19 protein-coding genes are annotated in these 17,639 nt (G+C 62.3%); 9 read left to right on the forward strand and 10 right to left on the reverse strand.

Annotation, left to right across the window (positions count from 1 at the left end):
• Positions 1 to 268: 268 nt before the first annotated feature.
• Entirely contained in the window at positions 269 to 700 is a 432-nt protein-coding gene (locus IE095_RS09360) for an organic hydroperoxide resistance protein (protein ID WP_189411388.1), read from the reverse strand.
• Positions 701 to 798: 98 nt separating this feature from the next.
• Here IE095_RS09360 and IE095_RS09365 point away from each other — a divergent pair, with 98 nt between their 5' ends.
• The gene (locus tag IE095_RS09365) at positions 799 to 1,227 is read left to right on the forward strand and encodes a MarR family winged helix-turn-helix transcriptional regulator (protein ID WP_189411389.1); all 429 of its coding nucleotides are present in this window, start codon (positions 799 to 801) and stop codon (positions 1,225 to 1,227) included.
• Here the strand turns inward: IE095_RS09365 and queG are convergent.
• The 9 genes from queG to IE095_RS09410 all read right to left on the reverse strand — a co-directional run bounded on the left by queG (position 1,215) and on the right by IE095_RS09410 (position 11,256).
• Positions 1,215 to 2,237, reverse strand: a complete 1,023-nt coding sequence (gene queG, locus IE095_RS09370) for a tRNA epoxyqueuosine(34) reductase QueG (RefSeq protein ID WP_189411390.1) — start codon at positions 2,235 to 2,237, stop codon at positions 1,215 to 1,217. The two genes, IE095_RS09365 and queG, sit on opposite strands and share 13 nt — an antisense overlap.
• A 14-nt stretch (positions 2,238 to 2,251) precedes the next feature.
• Positions 2,252 to 2,917: an FtsZ-binding protein FzlA gene (fzlA, locus tag IE095_RS09375; protein WP_189411391.1), complete on the reverse strand. Its 666-nt coding sequence runs from the start codon at positions 2,915 to 2,917 to the stop codon at positions 2,252 to 2,254.
• A gap of 86 nt (positions 2,918 to 3,003) precedes the next feature.
• Positions 3,004 to 3,738: a monofunctional biosynthetic peptidoglycan transglycosylase gene (mtgA, locus tag IE095_RS09380; protein ID WP_189411392.1), complete on the reverse strand. Its 735-nt coding sequence runs from the start codon at positions 3,736 to 3,738 to the stop codon at positions 3,004 to 3,006.
• Between the two features lie 31 nt (positions 3,739 to 3,769).
• A complete protein-coding gene (locus tag IE095_RS09385; RefSeq protein WP_189411393.1) occupies positions 3,770 to 4,546 on the reverse strand; it encodes a sulfotransferase family protein in 777 nt (258 codons plus the stop codon).
• Between the two features lie 32 nt (positions 4,547 to 4,578).
• A complete protein-coding gene (locus tag IE095_RS09390) occupies positions 4,579 to 5,121 on the reverse strand; it encodes a DUF1269 domain-containing protein (RefSeq protein WP_189411394.1) in 543 nt (180 codons plus the stop codon).
• Between the two features lie 68 nt (positions 5,122 to 5,189).
• The gene (locus tag IE095_RS09395) at positions 5,190 to 8,375 is read right to left on the reverse strand and encodes an efflux RND transporter permease subunit (RefSeq protein WP_189411395.1); all 3,186 of its coding nucleotides are present in this window, start codon (positions 8,373 to 8,375) and stop codon (positions 5,190 to 5,192) included.
• A 3-nt stretch (positions 8,376 to 8,378) separates the two neighbouring features.
• Positions 8,379 to 9,821, reverse strand: coding sequence for an efflux RND transporter periplasmic adaptor subunit (locus tag IE095_RS09400; RefSeq protein WP_189411396.1), 1,443 nt, complete (start codon positions 9,819 to 9,821; stop codon positions 8,379 to 8,381).
• Between the two features lie 116 nt (positions 9,822 to 9,937).
• Positions 9,938 to 10,477 carry a hypothetical protein gene (locus IE095_RS09405; RefSeq protein ID WP_189411397.1) on the reverse strand — a complete coding sequence of 180 codons (540 nt, stop codon included), beginning with the start codon at positions 10,475 to 10,477 and terminating at the stop codon, positions 9,938 to 9,940.
• Positions 10,474 to 11,256, reverse strand: coding sequence for a uracil-DNA glycosylase (locus IE095_RS09410; protein ID WP_189411589.1), 783 nt, complete (start codon positions 11,254 to 11,256; stop codon positions 10,474 to 10,476). The genes IE095_RS09405 and IE095_RS09410 overlap by 4 nt, the downstream gene beginning before the upstream one ends.
• Positions 11,257 to 11,370: 114 nt before the next feature.
• Between IE095_RS09410 and IE095_RS09415 the strand changes: the two genes are divergently transcribed.
• The 8 genes from IE095_RS09415 (at position 11,371) to plsY (ending at position 17,621) form a co-directional block, all read left to right on the forward strand.
• Positions 11,371 to 12,255, forward strand: coding sequence for a hypothetical protein (locus IE095_RS09415; protein WP_189411398.1), 885 nt, complete (start codon positions 11,371 to 11,373; stop codon positions 12,253 to 12,255).
• A complete protein-coding gene (locus IE095_RS09420) occupies positions 12,252 to 13,214 on the forward strand; it encodes an aspartate carbamoyltransferase catalytic subunit (RefSeq protein WP_189411399.1) in 963 nt (320 codons plus the stop codon). Before IE095_RS09415 ends, IE095_RS09420 begins: the two co-directional genes overlap by 4 nt.
• A 221-nt stretch (positions 13,215 to 13,435) precedes the next feature.
• Positions 13,436 to 14,014 carry a hypothetical protein gene (locus tag IE095_RS09425; protein ID WP_189411400.1) on the forward strand — a complete coding sequence of 193 codons (579 nt, stop codon included), beginning with the start codon at positions 13,436 to 13,438 and terminating at the stop codon, positions 14,012 to 14,014.
• Positions 14,011 to 14,568 carry a hypothetical protein gene (locus IE095_RS09430; protein ID WP_189411401.1) on the forward strand — a complete coding sequence of 186 codons (558 nt, stop codon included), beginning with the start codon at positions 14,011 to 14,013 and terminating at the stop codon, positions 14,566 to 14,568. Before IE095_RS09425 ends, IE095_RS09430 begins: the two co-directional genes overlap by 4 nt.
• The gene (locus IE095_RS09435; RefSeq protein WP_189411402.1) at positions 14,565 to 15,152 is read left to right on the forward strand and encodes a hypothetical protein; all 588 of its coding nucleotides are present in this window, start codon (positions 14,565 to 14,567) and stop codon (positions 15,150 to 15,152) included. Before IE095_RS09430 ends, IE095_RS09435 begins: the two co-directional genes overlap by 4 nt.
• Positions 15,149 to 15,733, forward strand: coding sequence for a hypothetical protein (locus tag IE095_RS09440; RefSeq protein WP_189411403.1), 585 nt, complete (start codon positions 15,149 to 15,151; stop codon positions 15,731 to 15,733). The genes IE095_RS09435 and IE095_RS09440 overlap by 4 nt, the downstream gene beginning before the upstream one ends.
• On the forward strand, positions 15,730 to 17,001 hold the full coding sequence (pyrC, locus tag IE095_RS09445; protein WP_189411404.1) for a dihydroorotase: 1,272 nt from the start codon (positions 15,730 to 15,732) through the stop codon (positions 16,999 to 17,001). The genes IE095_RS09440 and pyrC overlap by 4 nt, the downstream gene beginning before the upstream one ends.
• Positions 17,001 to 17,621: a glycerol-3-phosphate 1-O-acyltransferase PlsY gene (gene plsY, locus IE095_RS09450; RefSeq protein ID WP_189411405.1), complete on the forward strand. Its 621-nt coding sequence runs from the start codon at positions 17,001 to 17,003 to the stop codon at positions 17,619 to 17,621. The genes pyrC and plsY overlap by 1 nt, the downstream gene beginning before the upstream one ends.
• Positions 17,622 to 17,639 lie beyond the last annotated feature (18 nt).

Consider the following 17,639-nt stretch of genomic DNA (forward strand, 5'->3'; position numbering starts at 1 on the left):
GGCGGCGCTGAACGCGATCCTGACACTCGGAACTGTCACACAAGGGCCGGTCTGGGGCCGGCCCGGAAAACTGGTTACTGACACTCACACAGCCCCAACGGGCGCCCACGTTCAGCATGTTGTGGTTATCACACCGGAATTGGGCACGATTAGGGTGCTATCGTGCCCAAGGCGGTGCGCTTTTTCGGCGAGACGGCGGGGATCGGTCGCAGCGATTCCACGGCGCTGCCATGATTGCCGCAATGGTTACGTTCGCCGTTTCCGATTGTTAAACAATCACCGTCTCAACCGGCAGACCAGCCTTCAAAGCATTCGAATATGGGCATATGTGGTGCCCGGCCTGCACCAGACGGGCGGCCGCCTCTTTTTCGACGCCGGGCAGATTGACCTTGAGGCCGATGGTCAGGCCGAATCCCCCATCGTCCCGCGGGCCGATGCCGACGGTGGCATTCACGGTGGCATCCGCCGGAACGGCAGGAAGCGTTTTGTCCTGGCTGGCGGCATAGCGGATCGCGCCCAGATAGCAGGCGGCATAGCCGACGGCAAAAAGCTGTTCGGGGTTGTTGCCTTTGCCCGAACCGCCCAGCGCGGTGGGCGGGGCCAGCGTCACAGACAGCGCGCCGTCCAGCGTGGCGGATTGTCCGTCGCGCCCGCCACCCTTGGCCTGCGATTCAGCGGTATAGAGAACTTTGGTCATCATCAACTCCTATCGTTTGCGATTCTGTCGTTGACGATATATTAAATCGTGCAGGAGTCAATCCACTTGCGACAAAATCGTGCGCGATATATTGTGGGGCCATGACACATCCTGCGCTGAACGATCACATCTGCTTTGCCCTGTATGGTGCCCATCAGGCGATGAGCGCGGCCTATAAGCCGCTGCTGGAGCCTTTGGGGCTGACCTATCCGCAGTATCTGGTGCTGCTGCTGCTGTGGGAACAGGACGATCAGACGGTTGGGGGGATCGGGGGAAAGCTCGGTTTGCAGTCGAACACGCTGACGCCGCTGTTGAAGCGGATGGAGCAGGCGGGTTTTGTGAAGCGGACGCGCAGTGCGGCGGATGAACGGCAGGTGCGGATCGGGTTGACCGAGGCGGGGCGGGGCTTGCAAGCGGCCAGTGCGCATGTGCCGGGCTGCATCATGAAGGCGACGGGGCTGGAGATGCCCGCCCTGCACGCGTTGCATCAGCAGATCAGCGCGCTGCGGGACAGGCTTCAGGACAGTTGAGCCAAGGCCCAGCGGGCGGCATCGGCGACGGTGTCGTCGGGGTCTTGGGTGAGGGTCACGGCGACGGGGCGCAGCTGGGGTTCTGCGGAATTTCCGATGGCATAAAGGACATTGCGGACAAAGCGGTCGCGGCCGATGCGTTTGATGGGGCTGCCGGCGAAACGGGCGCGAAAGGCGGTGTCGTCCAATTGGGCGAGTTCGGCCAGCAGGGGGGCGCCAACGCGGGGTTGATAGCCGATGTCGCGTGCGGATTGGGCGAATTTGTTCCAAGGGCAGGCGGCCAAGCAATCATCGCAGCCATAGATGCGGTTGCCCATGAGGGGGCGCAGTTCGGGATCGACGGGGCCTTTGTGTTCGATGGTCAGGTAAGAAATGCAGCGTCTGGCGTCGAGTTGATAGGGGGCGGGAAAGGCATCGGTGGGGCAGACGGTCAGGCAGGCGGTGCAGGTGCCGCAATGGCTGATTTCCTTGGCGTCTTTCGGCAGGTCCAGCGTGGTAAAAATCGCGCCCAGAAAGAACCAGTTGCCCAGATCACGGGACAGAAGGTTGGTATGCTTGCCCTGCCAGCCAAGGCCCGCCGCTTGGGCCAAGGGCTTTTCCATGACGGGGGCGGTGTCGACGAAAACCTTGATCTCACAGGGTTCAGCCTCAATCAGCCAGCGGCCCAACCGTTTCAGGCGGCGCTTGACCAGATCATGGTAGTCCTTGCCCTGGGCATAAACGCTGATGGCGGCGTGGTCGGGGTGGTTCAGCACATCGCGGGGGTCGGCTTCCGGGGTATAAACCTCGGCCAACATGATCACCGAACGGGCCTGCGGCCATAGGGTGGCGGCGGAACCGCGCCATTCGGCGCGGTCTTGCATCCATTGCATCTGGCCCTGACGCCCCTTTTCCAGCCATTCGGCCAAGCGCCCGGCCCCTTCGGGCACGGCATCGGGCGCACAGATGCCCAGCTTGGAGAATCCCTCCTCCAAGGCGCGTGCCTCCAGCCTTTGCCGCAAGCTGTGCATCACTGTCTTCTTTGTCAGAAGTCGAGATCGGCGTAATGGGCGGGCGGGGGGAAGCCCGAAATCTGATCGACCAAGAGGGTGCGGAAGGAAGGCCGCGACTTGATCTTGGCATACCAATCCTTGACCGCAGGCTGGCGGTGCCAATCGACATCGCTGATGTAGTCAAGGCAGGAAAGATGCGCGGCGGCGGTGAAATCGGCCAGGGTCATGACATCGCCCGCAAGCCAACGGCGCTGGTCCAGCAGCCACGCCATATAGTCGAGGTGATATTTGATCCGCGCGGCGCCGAATTTCACGTTCTTTGAATCGGGATAGCCTTGGGCCATGACCTTTTTGTTCACCCGTTCGTAGACGAGTTTGGAGGTCACTTCGTTCTGGAACTTGTCATCGAACCAAGAACACAGGCGACGCACCTCGTGCCGGGCACCGGGGTCTTTGGGCATGAGGGGCGGGTTCGGAACGGTTTCTTCCAGATATTCGCAGATGGCCTGACTTTCGGTCAGAACGCGGCTGTCCATGCGCAGGATGGGCACCTTGCCCGCCGGGTTGCGGCGCAGAAATTCGGGGGTGGGTTCCCAATAGCGTTCCTCGACCAGTTCCACCTCGATCTTCTTTTCGGCCAGCGTCAGGCGAACCTTGCGGCAAAAGGGCGAGAGGGGCACGTGATACAGGCGGTTCATGAAACGGATTTCCCACGGATTTGGCGTTCATTGCCGCAGATGGGGCTGAAATTCAAGCCATGGCCCCCATCGAGGCGGTATCCGGCCTATTCAAAACAGGCGGCGCGGCCATCGACGCGGATGGTTTCGGCCCCATCAAGGATCTGGCCCGCGCGGCGGCGCATCTGGCCCGTGGGATTGGCGGGATTGCGTACCTTGGGGTTGGGCAGGGCGGCGGCCAGCCTTGCGGCCTGAACGGGGGTCAGGTCGATGGCATCGACGCCAAAATAATGCTGGGCGGCGGCCTGCACGCCAAAGACGCCTTCGCCAAATTCGGCGACGTTGAGGTAAAGCGTGAGCATGCGGCGCTTAGTCCAGACGAGTTCGGCAAAGGGGGTCAATCCCGCCTCCATCGCTTTGCGCAGCCAGTTGCGGCCCTGCCAGAGAAAGACGTTCTTGACGGTTTGCTGGCTGAGGGTGGAGGCACCGCGACCATTGCCTTCGGCGATGGCGGCACGGATGGCCGCCATGTCAAAGCCCCAGTGGTTGCAGAAATTGGCGTCTTCGGCGGCGACGACAGAGCGGGCCATGACGGGGGCGATGTCGTCCATGGCGACCCAATCCTTGGAGATGCCGCCAAGGCGGGCGGCCTCTTGCAGCTGGTAGATGTTGATGGGGGGCGGGACGAAGGCGAAAATCAGGATGAGGGCAAGGTAGAACGCCGCAAGGCCCATAAAGAAACGGCCCGTCCAGCGCAGCAAGCGACGACCCAGCGCCGGTTTGGGCGGAGGAGCGGGGGTGGATTTCTTCTTGCGGGTCGTGGTTGTGGTCTTGCCTGCCATGCGATGCTTGTCGGGCCTTGGCGGCTTTGCGTCAAGCGGGGGTGGTGTCGGCATAGCCGAAACGGTTCCAGAGGCCACGGCGCAAGGGGCGGGGGCTGGCCGCAAGGTAGTCGGCGTTGGTGTCGGTCAGGGTGGCGAAGCGTTCGGGGAGGGGTCGGGGGCTGGGGCGCTGGGGCAGTTGGAAGGTCTGGGCGCAGGCCTGAAGTGCTGTTTCGGGATCGGCGCAGAGGTCTTCGTAACGGAGGTGGAGGCAATCACTTTGCCAATCGGCCAAGGCGATGCGGTGGGCGGTCTGCCAGTGGCGATGGAAGTCTTGGAGCTTGGTCTTGCGCAGCCATTTGCGGCTGGCCATGGCGACGGCCTGCGGATGGCGGGTGAGCAGGACAAAGCACGATCCGGGAAAGACGGCGCGAAGCCAAGCGATGCGGGTGATGTTGGGGGGGCTTTTTTCCAAAAGGATGGGGCTTTCCCCCTGCATATGCGGGGTCCAGCCGCGCAGGATTTCGCGGCGAAGGGTTGGGATTTGCCAGAAGCGGGGGGCGGGTGGGCGCATGGCAGGGTCAAGCGCAAAATGGCCGGGGCCACCATGCAGATGATCGCCGGGAAGGATATCTTGCAGATGCTGGCCTTCATTTTCGGGGACGGGGGCGCGCAGGACGGTGAGGTCAAAGCGGCTGTGAAGCCAAGCCTCAAGCGCGGTGGTGCCACTGCGGTGCAGGCCGCAGATAAAGACGATGCGATCGGGCCGCCGTGGGGTGGCGGCGCGTTCGACAAGGGGCAGAAGGCCATAGGTGGGTGAGGCCGCCACCGGCACAATGCGGGGCGGCCGGAACAGCCAGGTCAGGATGTCTTGCCCCCGCCCAGCTGCGGATAGGCGCTGCCCATGGGCAGGGTGCCGGACTCGACCATCTGGCGCAGTTTCGCCTCGGCGCTGCTGGAAAGGGAGGTCTGGATGACGCGGCCCTTGGCGCGGAAATCGGCCATGCGGGCGAGAACTTTGTCGGCGGTCATCTTGCGGATCAGGACGGCGACGGCGGCCCCGCCCTTGTCGAGCGACTGGCCAACATCGCGCAGGAAATCGTCATTGATGCCGACATCGCTGGCATAGCCGGCCAAGGCCCCGGCCCCGGCACCGACGGCAGCACCCAGCAGGGGGTTCAGGAACAGAAGGCCGACCAAGGCCCCCCACATGCCGCCGCCTGCGGCCCCGCTGGCGGCAAGGTTGACGGCCTGATGCAGGGTTATGGCCCCCGTTTCAGAACGGGCGATGATCACCACATCCTCCATCTCGATCAGATATTCCTTTTGCATCTTCACCAGTTCGGCCCGGGCCTCAAACGCCGTGGCTTCGTCCTGGAAGGCGACAATGATCAGGTCTGACATGATCTTTCTCCGCTGAGGAATGGCCGCTTATCCATAGCAGGTTTTTCGCTGGTGCAAGGGGCTTTCCGTCAACCCTGGCGTGACAGGGCGGCGCGGCGCCAACGGCGGCGGGCCTTGGGTTTCAGAAGCCGCCAAAGGCTGGTCAACGGGCGGGCAATGTCTTGCTGCACGGCCACAAGGGCCGGAATGACGACCAGAACCAGCACCATGCCAAAGCCCAGACCATAGACGAGCGAAATGACGGTGGGTTTGAGGAATTCGGCCTGGGCGCTGCGTTCAAACAGCAAGGGGCCCATGCCCAAGAGGGTGGTCACGGTGGTCAGCATGACGGGGCGAAGGCGGTCCGACACGGCCTCGACAATGGCGCGGTTGAGTGGGCGGTTGCGGCGGTAATCGTTGATCGTGTCGATCAGGACGATGGCATCATTCACGATGATGCCGGTCATGCCGATGATGCCGACCACCGAAAACATCGACAGGGCCATGTCCCATTGCACATGGCCCCAGATCGCCCCCACAAGGCCAAAGGGAATGACGGCCATGACGACCAAGGGTTGCATCCAGCGCTGAAAGACAAAGGCGAGGCAGATATAGATGCCGCCCAAGGCCATGATCAGGCCCAGCGCGGCATCGCCCAGAAATTCTGACTGCTGCGCGGCCAATCCCGAAAGCTGTTGTTCGACGCCGAATTCGGCGGTGATGGCGGGCAGGATTTCGTCGCGCAGGACACGTTGCACCTCGGCGGCCCTGGCCGGATCGGCTTCGTTCAGATCGCCGGTGACCGTGACCACACGCGCGCCGTTTTCGCGCAGGATGGCGGAAAAGCCGGATTTGCGGGCGACGGTGACGATGTCAGAGAGGGGAACATAGACGCCAGCACTGGCGCGCATCAGCGTGCGGTCCAGAAAATCGGCGGTCAGTTCGGCGCGGGGCAGTTCGACCTGAATGGTGGCCGAACGCGGGCCATCGGGGAAACTGGCCGCCTCGACCCCACCCAGCATGTCGCGCAAGCTGGCCCCGATGCCGTCGATGGAAAAGCCCAAGGCCTGCCCTTGGGGCGTCAGGGTCAGCACGAGTTCGTCTTTGTCATAGGCAAGGGTATCTTCCAGACCGCTGACCTCGGGGAATTGGGCCAGACGGGTCTTGATCGCCTCGGATGCGGCTTTGAGGGTTTCGGCCTCGGCTCCCATCAGATCGACGGAAATGGCGCTGCCGCCGGGACCAAATTGCGCGCCACGGAAGCTGAGCTCTTCAAGCAGGGGAACGGGCTGCACCTCACCTTCCAGATCGCGGACGAAATCGCGGGCGGCCCAAGCCCGCAGATCGCGGTCGATCAGTTCGATGGCGATGCCACCCAGAAGATCGGCATCCTTGGATTCCGCGCCGGAGAGACCGCGCCCAGCCCCGCCGCCGATTTGGGCAATGACATAGGTGACCGGGCTGATGCCGTCGCGTTCGGCATAGCGGGCCGCGACGGCATCGGCGGCGCGCTGCAATTCGCGCATCATGGCCATGCTGTCGGCGCGGTCGGCACCGGGCAACATCGAGAAGTTGCCGGTGACGCTGGATTGTTCGGGGGCATCGAAGAAGCGGAATTGTAGGTCGCCGCGCAGAAAGGTTGCGGCCTGAAGGGCGAGCAGAAAGACGGCCCCGGCCAGAACGGCATAGCGGGCGCGCAGGATAAGGCGGGTGAAGGGCTGCATGATGCGGCGCTGGAACCAGCCGAAACCGCGCAGCACCTGACGCGAGGGCCAGTCATACCAGGCATCGGTCTTGAGGCTGCGGAGCGCATGGGCCATGTGCTGGGGCAGGATCAGAAAGCTTTCGACGGTGGATGCCAGCAGAACAAAGGTGACGGTCCAGGGAATTTCCTGGATGATTTCGCCGAAGCGGCCGCCGACGACTACAAGCCCGGAAAAGGCGATGATGGTGGTGAGGGTCGAGGCAAGCACGGGCAGCCCCATGCGACGTGCGCCGTTTTCGGCGGCGATTTGGGCGGGTTCGCCCAGAACACGGGCGCGGTAGTCGGCATGTTCAGCGACGACGATGGCATCATCCACAACGATGCCCAAGGTGAGGATCAGAGCAAAAAGGCTGATCATGTTTAGCGTCATGCCGCCCGCATACATGATGCCTACGGCGGCGAGGATGGAGACGGGAATCCCGGCGGCGACCCAAAGCGCGGTCTTGGCGTTCAGGAAAAGGAAAAGAAAGCCGACGACCAAGGCCATGCCCATGATGCCGTTTTCCAGCAAAAGGTCGATGCGGTCGGTGATCTGTTCGGCGCGGGTGCGGACGAGTTCGACATTCACGCCTTGCGGCAGGCTGGGCTGCATCTGATCGGCGACGGCCTGCACAATGGCCTGCATGCGCACGGCATCGCCTTCGGCGGAACGGTCCACCCGGACGGTCATGGCGGGGCTGTCGCCGACATAGAAGGCGCGGTTGCGGTCGCTGCCGGTAAGATAGACTTTGGCCACGTCGCCGATGGTCAGCTTGGTGCCATCCGGCGCGGATTTCAAAACGATAGCGGAAATGGCGGCGACATCGCGCGCCGCCTCGCCGCTGCGGACGCGGGCCGAGCCAGCGAGTTCGCCCGCCGGGGCCGCGCGGGTTTCGGCGGCAATGGCATCGGCAATTTCCTGCATGGTCAGGTCATGGCGCAAAAGTTCGGGGACTGGCACTTCGACGAGGGTTTCGGGGGCGGCAAAGCCCTGAATCGTGGTGCGTGTGATGCCTTGTGCAAAGAGGCGGGCGACGAGTTCATCGGCGAAACGGCCCAGTTGATCGACGCTGACGGGGCCGGTGATGACGACATCGGTGACCTGATCGCGCCAGTTGGAGCGGCTGATCTGCGGCTCTTCAGCGCCTTCGGGCAGGTCGCCCGCTTGATCGACGGCGGTCTGCACGTCTTCGGCGGCCTGACCGAGATCGTGGCCGGGTTCAAATTCAAGAGTGATGCGTCCCGAGCCTTCGGTGGCGCGGGACGAAACATCGGTGACGCCATCGACGACGAGAAGGGCCGGTTCCAGCACCTGAATAATGCCGCGATCCACATCTTCGGCACCTGCGCCGGACCAAGGCACACGAACGACGATTTCGGCCTGCACGACATCGGGGAAATACTGGGCGCGCATACGGGTCAGCGCCATGAGGCCAAGGGCGACCATGAGCAGAAGCAGGAGATTGGGCAGGGTGCGGTGGCGGGCGAAATAGCTGATGAAACCCTGGGCGTCGCTGGGAGGGGTGGCCATCTGTCAGCCCCCCAGACGGGTTTGCAGATCGCGCAAAGCGGCGTCGGTGACGCGGTCCTGTTCGACGAGTTTCATCAGTTCGGCGCGTTCGGCGTCATCGAGTTGGGTGGCGGCCCGGATTTGGGCCAGAAGGGTGGCTTTCTGGGCCTGATCCAGTTGCAGGGCGGCCCCTTCATCCGGGCGGACGGGGTTGACCTTGATGCCTGCGCCCAAAAGGGCGGTGCGGTTGCGGATCACTTCGCGGCCCGCAAGGGCAGAGGCGTCGATGATCAGGGCGTCGCCTTGGCGGTGGAGGGTGGTGACATCGAAGGATTCAAGCCGATCCTCAGCGCCCAAAAGCAGGATTTTACCGTCGCCGCCCAAAGCGGCGGCGGGGATCATGGCGACATTGGACAGGGGCCCTAGACCGATGGAAAGGGTAACGAAATCGCCGGGACGAAGGGGGGGGCGATCGTTGAGCGCGGCATAGACCAGACGGCCGGTTTGGCCGGAGCCGACCGCCGCCCCGGCACGGATCAGGCGGCCTGTGGCGGTCAGGGCGGAAGCGCCGGAATCGAGCCGGGCGGCGACGGCAAGCGGAAGGATCTGGCCGTTGTCATCGACGAGGCCGCCAAAAGCCGCCGTGGGCACGCGGAAAGCCACCTCAAGCGCGCCGGGGTCAATCAACTGGGCCAGAACCTCGCCCGCGCTAACCTTGCCGCCCAAGCCGACGGTGACGCTGTCCAAAAGGCCGTCGAATGTGGCCTTGACCTCGGTTTCCGCCAAGGCCCTTTCGGCCTGATCCAGCGCGATGGCCGCCTGATCGACGGATGTGGCGGCCAAGGCGACAGCGGTTTCGCCCTGACTGACGGCGGAACGTTGGGATAGCACTGCCTGATCGGCGCTGGAGGCGGCGAGGGCCGCGGTTTCGACGGCGGCGTCGCTGCCGATGCCGCGCGTCAGCAGGTCGCGCTGGCGGGTCAGGGCCTGCGCGCGGAGTTCAGCCTGGGCCTGCGCTGCGGTCAATTCGTCGCGGGTGATGGCCAGCGCGCGAGTGGATTCGTCGGCCTCGGCCTTGGCGCGGGCCAGATCGGCGGCGGCCAGATCGCGGCTGGCTTGGGCATCGGCGGGGTCGATGCGCAACAGAACCTCGCCCGTCTTGACGGCGCGGCCATCGGCCAGACCCTCGGCCAGCCAGATCACCTCACCCGCCGCCCCGGCACGGAGTTCGACGGAACGCAGGGCGCGGACCTCGCCATAGGCGGTCAGGATGGGGGCGATTTCGGTGGGGGTGATGGTCAGTACGGCGGCGGTGAAAACCCGTTCCTCGGCCCCCTGCCCCGGACGCCCGCCTTCGGCCTGTTGCGGTTGGGTGGCATCGCGGATGACCCATGCGGCGGCCAAAAGCAGGGCCAAGGCGACCAGAACCAAAGCCAGACCGATGAAAGAACGTATCAGAAACCGCATGAACCCGCCTGTGCCTTGCCCTGCCGCAATCTACGCCGGTTTTGCCATCCGGCAAACCGGCCCGTTCAGGGATAACGTCACCGTGTAGGGTTTCCGTCGCAGAAGATCGTGAAATTTTACAGGCAGGGGTTGGAAACCGGCAATCGGGGCATTTTCACAATGCTTTCCGTGGCCAAGGGGTCTGAAAAGGCGTTCATCATGGCCAAAATCCCCTCATCCGACTGAATTTCTGCGCAACTCTTGGGATCCATCGCCCGATTGAAGCTTTGCTCATAGAATTTGATCAGGGGCGCGGGATCCTGCGGAGGATAGGCGTTTTCGGCTGCAAAGCGCAGAACGCGCATGAAATTCTGTTCAAGACCAGCCTGAAGCTGTGTTTCCGCCGGGCGGCATTGCCGGGCGATGTTCAGCAACTCTCCGGTGATCATCAGCGCGCATCCGACAGCGCCGCCTTCGCTGGAATCAGTTGCTACAATGCCGTTGGCATAGCGGGATACCGTAACGCCGTTTTGCAATTCGAGGTGTTCGGATTTTCCATCGGTCGATTTCACCACCTGTTCGGCATGGTCGCGGAAGAGGGCGTCATAGTCGACCAGTTCCTGCGCCTGCAATGCACTGCCGCAGAGCAAAGCCAGCCCGTAAAGCCAAAATCTCATCCCAGTTCCTTTAGCCGCGCCTGAAGGGCCAAGAGATCGGCCCAAGCCTCGCGCTTGGCCCCCGGATTGCGCAGAAGATAGGCGGGGTGCAGCATCGGCAAGAGGGGCTTGCCCCAAGCCTGCGCCCAGTTGCCCCGCGCGCGGGTGATGCCCCGCCCGCCGGTCAGGGCGAAAAGCGGCGTGTTGCCCATGACCACCAGCAGGTCGGGGGCGATCAGTTCGACATGCCGGGCCAGAAACGGCTGCATCATAGCAACCTCGGCCGGTTCGGGGTCACGGTTGTTCGGCGGCCGCCAAGGCATGACATTGGTAATGTAAAGCGACGTCGCAGGATCAGGCGAGGTGCGAGACAGGCCGATGGCGGCGAACATGCGGTCGAGGAGTTGGCCCGCACGGCCAACAAAGGGGCGGCCTTCGATATCCTCATCCCGGCCAGGGGCTTCGCCAATGATCATCACCCGCGCCTGCGGGTTGCCATCGGCAAAGACGGTGCGCTTGGCGCCCTTTTTCATCTCGCAATGGTCATAGGCGGCAAGGGCCTCGGCCAAAGCATCCAGCGATGGGGCGTTGTTCGCGGCGATCTTGGCCACGGCGACCGGATCGACCTGTTCCATCATGGGTTCGGGCGGGGGGGCGGCCTTGGCTTTGGTGGGGGCCGTTGGGCGGGTGTCGGTCAGGGCATAGCGGTCAAGCGAGGCTTCGCCGATGACATCGGTGACGCCCATTTCGACCTGCCATTCCAGCAGGGCAAGGGCCGTCGGCCCATCCAGCGCATCCATGTCCAAGGCGATTCCCATGGGGCGAAGCTAGTCGATGCCCGTGCCCCGCGCCAGCCCGCTTGCCGCATGGGGGGGCATGGGTTAACAGGGGCCAACAGCATGATGGGGACGCCGATGAAGCACCTGAGCCTTGCCCTTTTTCTGGGGCTTGCCCCTTTGCCCGCCTTGGCAGAACTGGACCTGCCCTATCTGAAAGAGGCCACGTCCAAGCATGGGCCTTTGACGATTGTCGATGCCGATCTGGATGGATTTCCGGGGCATCAACTGGCGCTGAACGGGACGGCGGTGGACGGCACGCAGGATGCTTTCGTCGATATCGTGCAGGTGATCGCCAAGCCCGGAGCGGCGGATGTCGATCTGGTGTTGCTGGCGGTGGCGAGCGGGGGAAATGCCTGCCCGACGCTGTGGCAATGGGTGGAGGTTTCGGCCAGCGGGGCAACGCCGAATGAGGCTTTCGGCACCTGTTCAGAGGGGTTGTTGGACCTACGGACGGAAGGGGCGTCGGTGGTGATCGACATGGCGAGCTTTGATCCGGCGGTGCAGAAGGTGAGCTATGCCTATGCGGGGGAATCGGTGATCGAAACCATCGTGCCGTTTTCCGATGCGGGGGCTGTGGCCGCGGGTGCAGGCGATCAGGTGACGCGCTGGGTGGGTCGGCATCCGATGATGCCGTTTGAGGATGCAGGCGAGCGGCTGCGGTTCAAGGCAATCATGACGGAAGAACAGGTTTTTGAACTGGCGGGCCGGGTGACGGTGGCGAGTGAGGCCTATGAGGCGGATGGGTTCGTGCTGGGCGAAGGGTTTGACCCGAACAGCGGCGGCGATGTGGCGGGGCTTTGGGGTATCCGGATTGCCGATGGGGCGCCCTTTGCGATCTTTCGCACGACGGGCGAGGAGCCGCAAATCTTTGGGCTTTCGGATGTGGATCAGCCGGGGGCGATCCGGTTGGAGGATTTGCCTGCTGTGGCCGATACCTATCTGTCGGGGTTGGAAGAATGAGCTTTCGCGCGCGCCACCTTCTGGGCATCGAACATCTGGCCCCGGACGAAATCCGCGCCGTGCTGGATTTGGCCGACCGCTATGTCGATCTGAACCGGCGGACGGTGAAGCAGTCAGACGTTTTGGCGGGGCTGACGCAGATCAACATGTTCTTTGAGAACTCGACCCGGACGCAGGCCAGTTTTGAACTGGCGGGCAAGCGTTTGGGGGCGGATGTGATGAACATGTCGGTGGCCTCTTCCAGTGTGAAGAAGGGTGAGACGCTGATTGATACCGCGATGACGCTGAACGCGATGCACCCGGATTTGCTGGTGGTGCGGCATCCTTCCTCGGGCGCGGTGAACCTTTTGGCGTCCAAGGTGAATTGCGCGGTCTTGAACGCGGGGGATGGGCGGCATGAACATCCGACGCAGGCTTTGCTGGATGCGCTGACCATCCGGCGGGCGAAGGGGCGGATCCAGCGGTTGACGGTGGCGATTTGTGGGGACATCGCGCACAGCCGGGTGGCGCGGTCGAACCTGATCTTGCTGGGCAAGATGGAAAACCGCATCCGGCTGATCGCGCCGCCAACGCTGATGCCTGCGGGCGTGGGAGAGTTCGGGTGTGAGCTGTATGACGATATGGCAAAGGGGCTGGAAGGGGCGGATGTGGTGATGATGCTGCGTCTGCAAAAGGAGCGGATGGATGGGGGGTTTATCCCCTCTGAACGCGAGTATTACCACCGCTACGGCCTGGACGCCGATAAGCTGGCCCATGCGAAACCGGACGCCATTGTGATGCACCCCGGCCCGATGAACCGGGGGGTGGAGATTGACGGGGAACTGGCGGATGACATCAACCGGTCGGTTATTCAGGATCAGGTGGAGATGGGGGTCGCGGTCAGGATGGCCTGCATGGACCTGCTGGCGCGGAACCTGCGGGCCGAACGCGGGCGGGCAGCGGTGGGGGTGATGGTGTGAGCAAGCGGCCCATGTCGGATGCACGGATCGGGGGGATGGTGGCGACGGGGGTGCTGGTCGCGCTGTTCCTGTTCGTGGGGCTGTTTGTCTGGGTGGGGTCGTAGGGTGGGTACCGTGGCGAGTATGGTGGGTTCCGCCCACCTTACGGGATTCCATTCCTGGGAAGAGGGGTTGCGCCCGACTTACAAAAGATTCCCTTTCGTCAATTGCGGACGCAACTCATGAATCCGGCAGAGTTTCATTCTTCCCTGCCGCAGGAATTGTCTGCGATTTTTCAGAACGACGAACATATCATTTGGGTCGGCAAGCCGCGTAGTTTTGTTCTGATAACAGCGTTCGATTACATATCTCTGGCGGTTTCCTGCTTTTTTCTGATTGTTTGTTTATTTGTTACGTTGTTGAGCGTTCTGTCTCTTGAAATTATGGCTCTTGTCGTTTCTCTTCCTCCATTGGTGCCGCTTTGGTTCTTTGCGATCTATAGAACCAAAACGCGATCAAAATATCTGCGAGCCACAACTTATGTAATTACAAATAAGGCAGTCTATTTTTATTGTTCCGAAGCGCCGGTGGAGGCGCGAAAAATTTCTTTTGAATCTAAAGATATTAATATCCAAGGATACTTCTATCCCGCCATTTATTTTCGGCAGCCTGACTATACCGAGCATTGGGTGAATGGATATCTGACTTGGCCCAATCCAAACCAGCTAAACGGATTCTTCGGTTTATTGGATGTCGAAACACCCATGGACCACCTTCGAACATTGGCTTCCGTGAAAAACGCTGGACAACGTCAACTATGACCCCAAACTGGCGGACCCACTTCCATCCCGGTGAAACCCTGCTGTGGCAGGGTGCCCCTGTTCCCGGTTTTCATCAGCGGGGCAAGGCTTTGTTCCTGATGATCTTTGGTCTGCCCTTTCTGATCATCGGCGTGGCCATCTTTTTCTTTGGCCTGCATCGGCTGACCCAAGCCGCCACGGTTTCTGACGCGGGGCTGGCGGTGTTTTTCACCGCTTTTGGTTTGCCCTTTGGTGGGCTGGGCGGGTTTCTGGTCTTTGGCCCGATCCTCACCGCGCGGACGGATGCGCGGCATCTGCGGTATGCTTTGACGGACCGCGCCGCCTATATCTGGCGGGCTTGGCCGGTGGAGAAGCTGGAGGTCTATCCGATCTTGCCACAGACGGCGCTGGAGCTGGAAAAGGGCAAGGGGGCGGATACGGTCTGGCTGCATGCGCGGGTGGAACGGGATTCCGAGGGCAATTTGGCGACCGTGCATATCGGGTTTCGCAACATTGCCGAGGGGGAAAGGGTCTTTCGCCTGATCCGGGAAATTCAGACGGGAGAAGCGGAATGACACCGGATTGGCGTGATTATCTGGACCCGGATGAACGCCTTGTCTGGACGGGAAAACCGCGCCGTAGCTATGCCTTTTTGAACCAAGGCGACGCCTTGTCATTCTTGGTCGGAATCTTCGTGGTGCTGATCTATCTGGCGCTTATCGCATCCTCGGTGACGCAAGGGGAAGGTGCGCGTGGCGCCGTAGTCGCTTTAGCCGTGTCACCAGCTCTGATGCTTTTTGGCTGGGCATCCATCGGTCGGACTTTGTTGCGTATGCGCTACCTCTCGCACACCGCCTATGCCATCACCGACAAGCGGGCCGTTGTGTTTTGTGGCCATCCGGTTCCAATACTTGCCAGTTATTCAGCTCGGAAGGGTGAATTTCACTGGAAAGGGTCGCTGTTCCCATCCATTCTCTTTACCCCAAAATTCGAGGCACATCTGGCCCAAGAGCATAGCGCTTTTTTGCCGCTCTTAGGGCGTAAGGATTATTTCCTTTCCTGCAATCCTATGCTTCTTAATGGTTTTTTCGACCTGAGCGACCGTGACGGAGCGCTGAAACATATACGCGCGATTGATGGGAAGGAGGCGCAGGGATGACTGTTTCAGCCGACTGGCGTGATTACCTCGACCCCGACGAAAACCTGCTGTGGACGGGCCGTCCGGCGCAGGGGATGCGCTATACGCGCAAGCGGATTGGGGCGAGTTTTGTGGGGTTGTTCGTGCTGGGATTTTCGCTGTTCTGGACGGCGGGGGCCTCGGCCGGGTTGTGGATGGGGGAATGGCGGAACACGGATACGGTGATGTTCTGGTTCTTTATCCTGTTCCCCATCTTTGGCCTGCCCTTTGTGGGCTTGGGTCTTTACGCGACCGTGGGGCATTTCTTTCACGACCGGAACACGCGGGCGAAAACGCTTTATGCGCTGACCAACCGGCGGGCCCTGATCCTTGTGGCGGGGCGGAAGGTGAGTGTGAAAAGCTGGCCGATCCGGCCCGAGACGGTGATCGACTATGAGCCGGGGCCTGAGGCGAACATCTATGTGGCGACGGAAACGCATACCGACAGCGAGGGTGACAAGAGCCATACGCGGGTGGGTTTCGACTTGATCACCGAAGGCGAGAAAGTCTATCGCCTGATCCGCCAGATCCAGACGGGCGCAGTCGCGGAAGGAAAGCCATGATCCTGCATTTCACCAATCTTCGCCTGATCGACCCGGAAGCACTGTCCGAGGATGAGGGCAGTCTGACCGTGGAAAACGGCGTGATCACCGCGCGGGATGGCGCGGCCGCCAAGGGGGCGCGGGTGATTGATGGGCAGGGCAAGTGTCTGGCACCGGGGATTGTCGATTGGGGGGTGAAGATTGGCGAGCCGGGGGAGCGGCATCGGGAGTCTTTCCGCTCGGCGGGGCTGGCGGCGGCGGCGGGTGGGGTGACGACGATCATCGCGCGGCCCGATACGAAACCCGCGATTGATACGCCGGAGACGCTGGAATTCGTGACGCGGCGGGCGGCGGAAAGCGTGGTGCGGATCCGGCATATGGCGGCGCTGACCAAGGGGCGCGAGGGCGCGGAAATGACCGAGATCGGCTTTCTGCGCGATGCCGGGGCGATTGCGTTTTCGGATGTGGATCGTGTGGCGGTGAACACCAAGGCGCTGGGTCGGGCCTTGACCTATGCGCGGTCGCTGGGGGCTTTGGTGGTGGGGCATCCGCAGGAGCCGGGGCTTTCGGCGGGGTCTGCGGTGACATCGGGAAAATTTGCGAGCCTGCGGGGCCTGCCGGGGGTGCATCCTTTGGCCGAACGGATGGGCTTTGACCGCGATATGGGCTTGGTCGAAATGACCGGGGTCGCCTATCACGCCGATCAGGTGACGACGGCGCGGACGCTGCCCGCCTTGCAGCGGGCCAAGGCGAATGGGCTGGATGTGACGGCGGGGGTGTCGATCCACCATCTGACCTTGAACGAAATTGATGTGGGGGATTACCGGACGTTTTTCAAACTGACGCCGCCTTTGCGGTCGGAAGAGGATCGTCTGGCGATGGTGCAGGCGGTGGCGGATGGTCTGATCGACGTGATCTGTTCGATGCATACGCCAGCGGATGAGGAGTCCAAGCGCTTGCCGTTTGAAGAGGCGGCGAGTGGGGCGGTGGGGTTGGAGACCTTCTTGCCTGCCGCGATGCGGCTGTATCATGCGGGGGCTTTATCCTTGCCGCAACTGTTCCGGGCGATGGCCTTGAACCCGGCGAAGCGCTTGGGTCTGCCGCAGGGGCGGCTTTCGGTGGGGGCCCCGGCCGATCTGGTGCTGTTTGACCCGGACGCGCCGTTCCTGCTGGACCGTTTCAAGCTGCATTCGAAATCGAAGAACACGCCCTTTGACGGACAAAGGATGGAAGGTAAGGTTCTGGCCACCTTTGTCGCCGGGGCGCAGGTTTATGGAGAGACCGTCTGATGCCAATCCTTGAAACCGCCACGGGCAGTTTGCTGCTGATTGCGGGGCTGGCCTATCTTTTGGGGTCGATCCCCTTTGGCATCCTGCTGACGCGGGCAATGGGGCTGGGCGATCTGCGGCAGATCGGTTCGGGGAACATCGGGGCGACCAATGTACTGCGGACGGGGAACAAGGGGGCGGCAGCGGGGACACTGCTGCTGGACGCGCTGAAGGGCACGGCGGCGGTGATTCTGGCACGCTGGATCAGCGGCGGGCATGGTGATGCGATGCAATTGGCGGCCTTGATGGCGCTGATCGGGCATTGCTTTCCCCTCTGGCTGCGGTTCAAGGGCGGCAAGGGTGTGGCAACCTTTCTGGGGGTCTGCTTTGGGCTGAACCTGTGGCTGGGTCTGGGGATCTGTGCCGTTTGGTTGGCGGCGGTTTTGGTGACGCGAATTTCATCGGTGGGGGCTTTGGCGGCGGCCTGGTCACTGATCATCTGGGTCTTGGTGCTGGGCATGGGGGAATTGTTCGGCCTGTCGTTGGTTCTGACCGTGCTGATCTATTGGCGGCATTCGGCGAATATCGCCCGGCTGAAGGCCGGGACAGAGCCGAAGGTGGGGCAAAAAGCCAAGGCTTGATATTTTCGTCGCGTCTGT

Source organism: Neogemmobacter tilapiae (genome assembly GCF_014652215.1).
In the GTDB taxonomy this organism is placed as follows: Bacteria; Pseudomonadota; Alphaproteobacteria; order Rhodobacterales; family Rhodobacteraceae; genus Neogemmobacter; species Neogemmobacter tilapiae.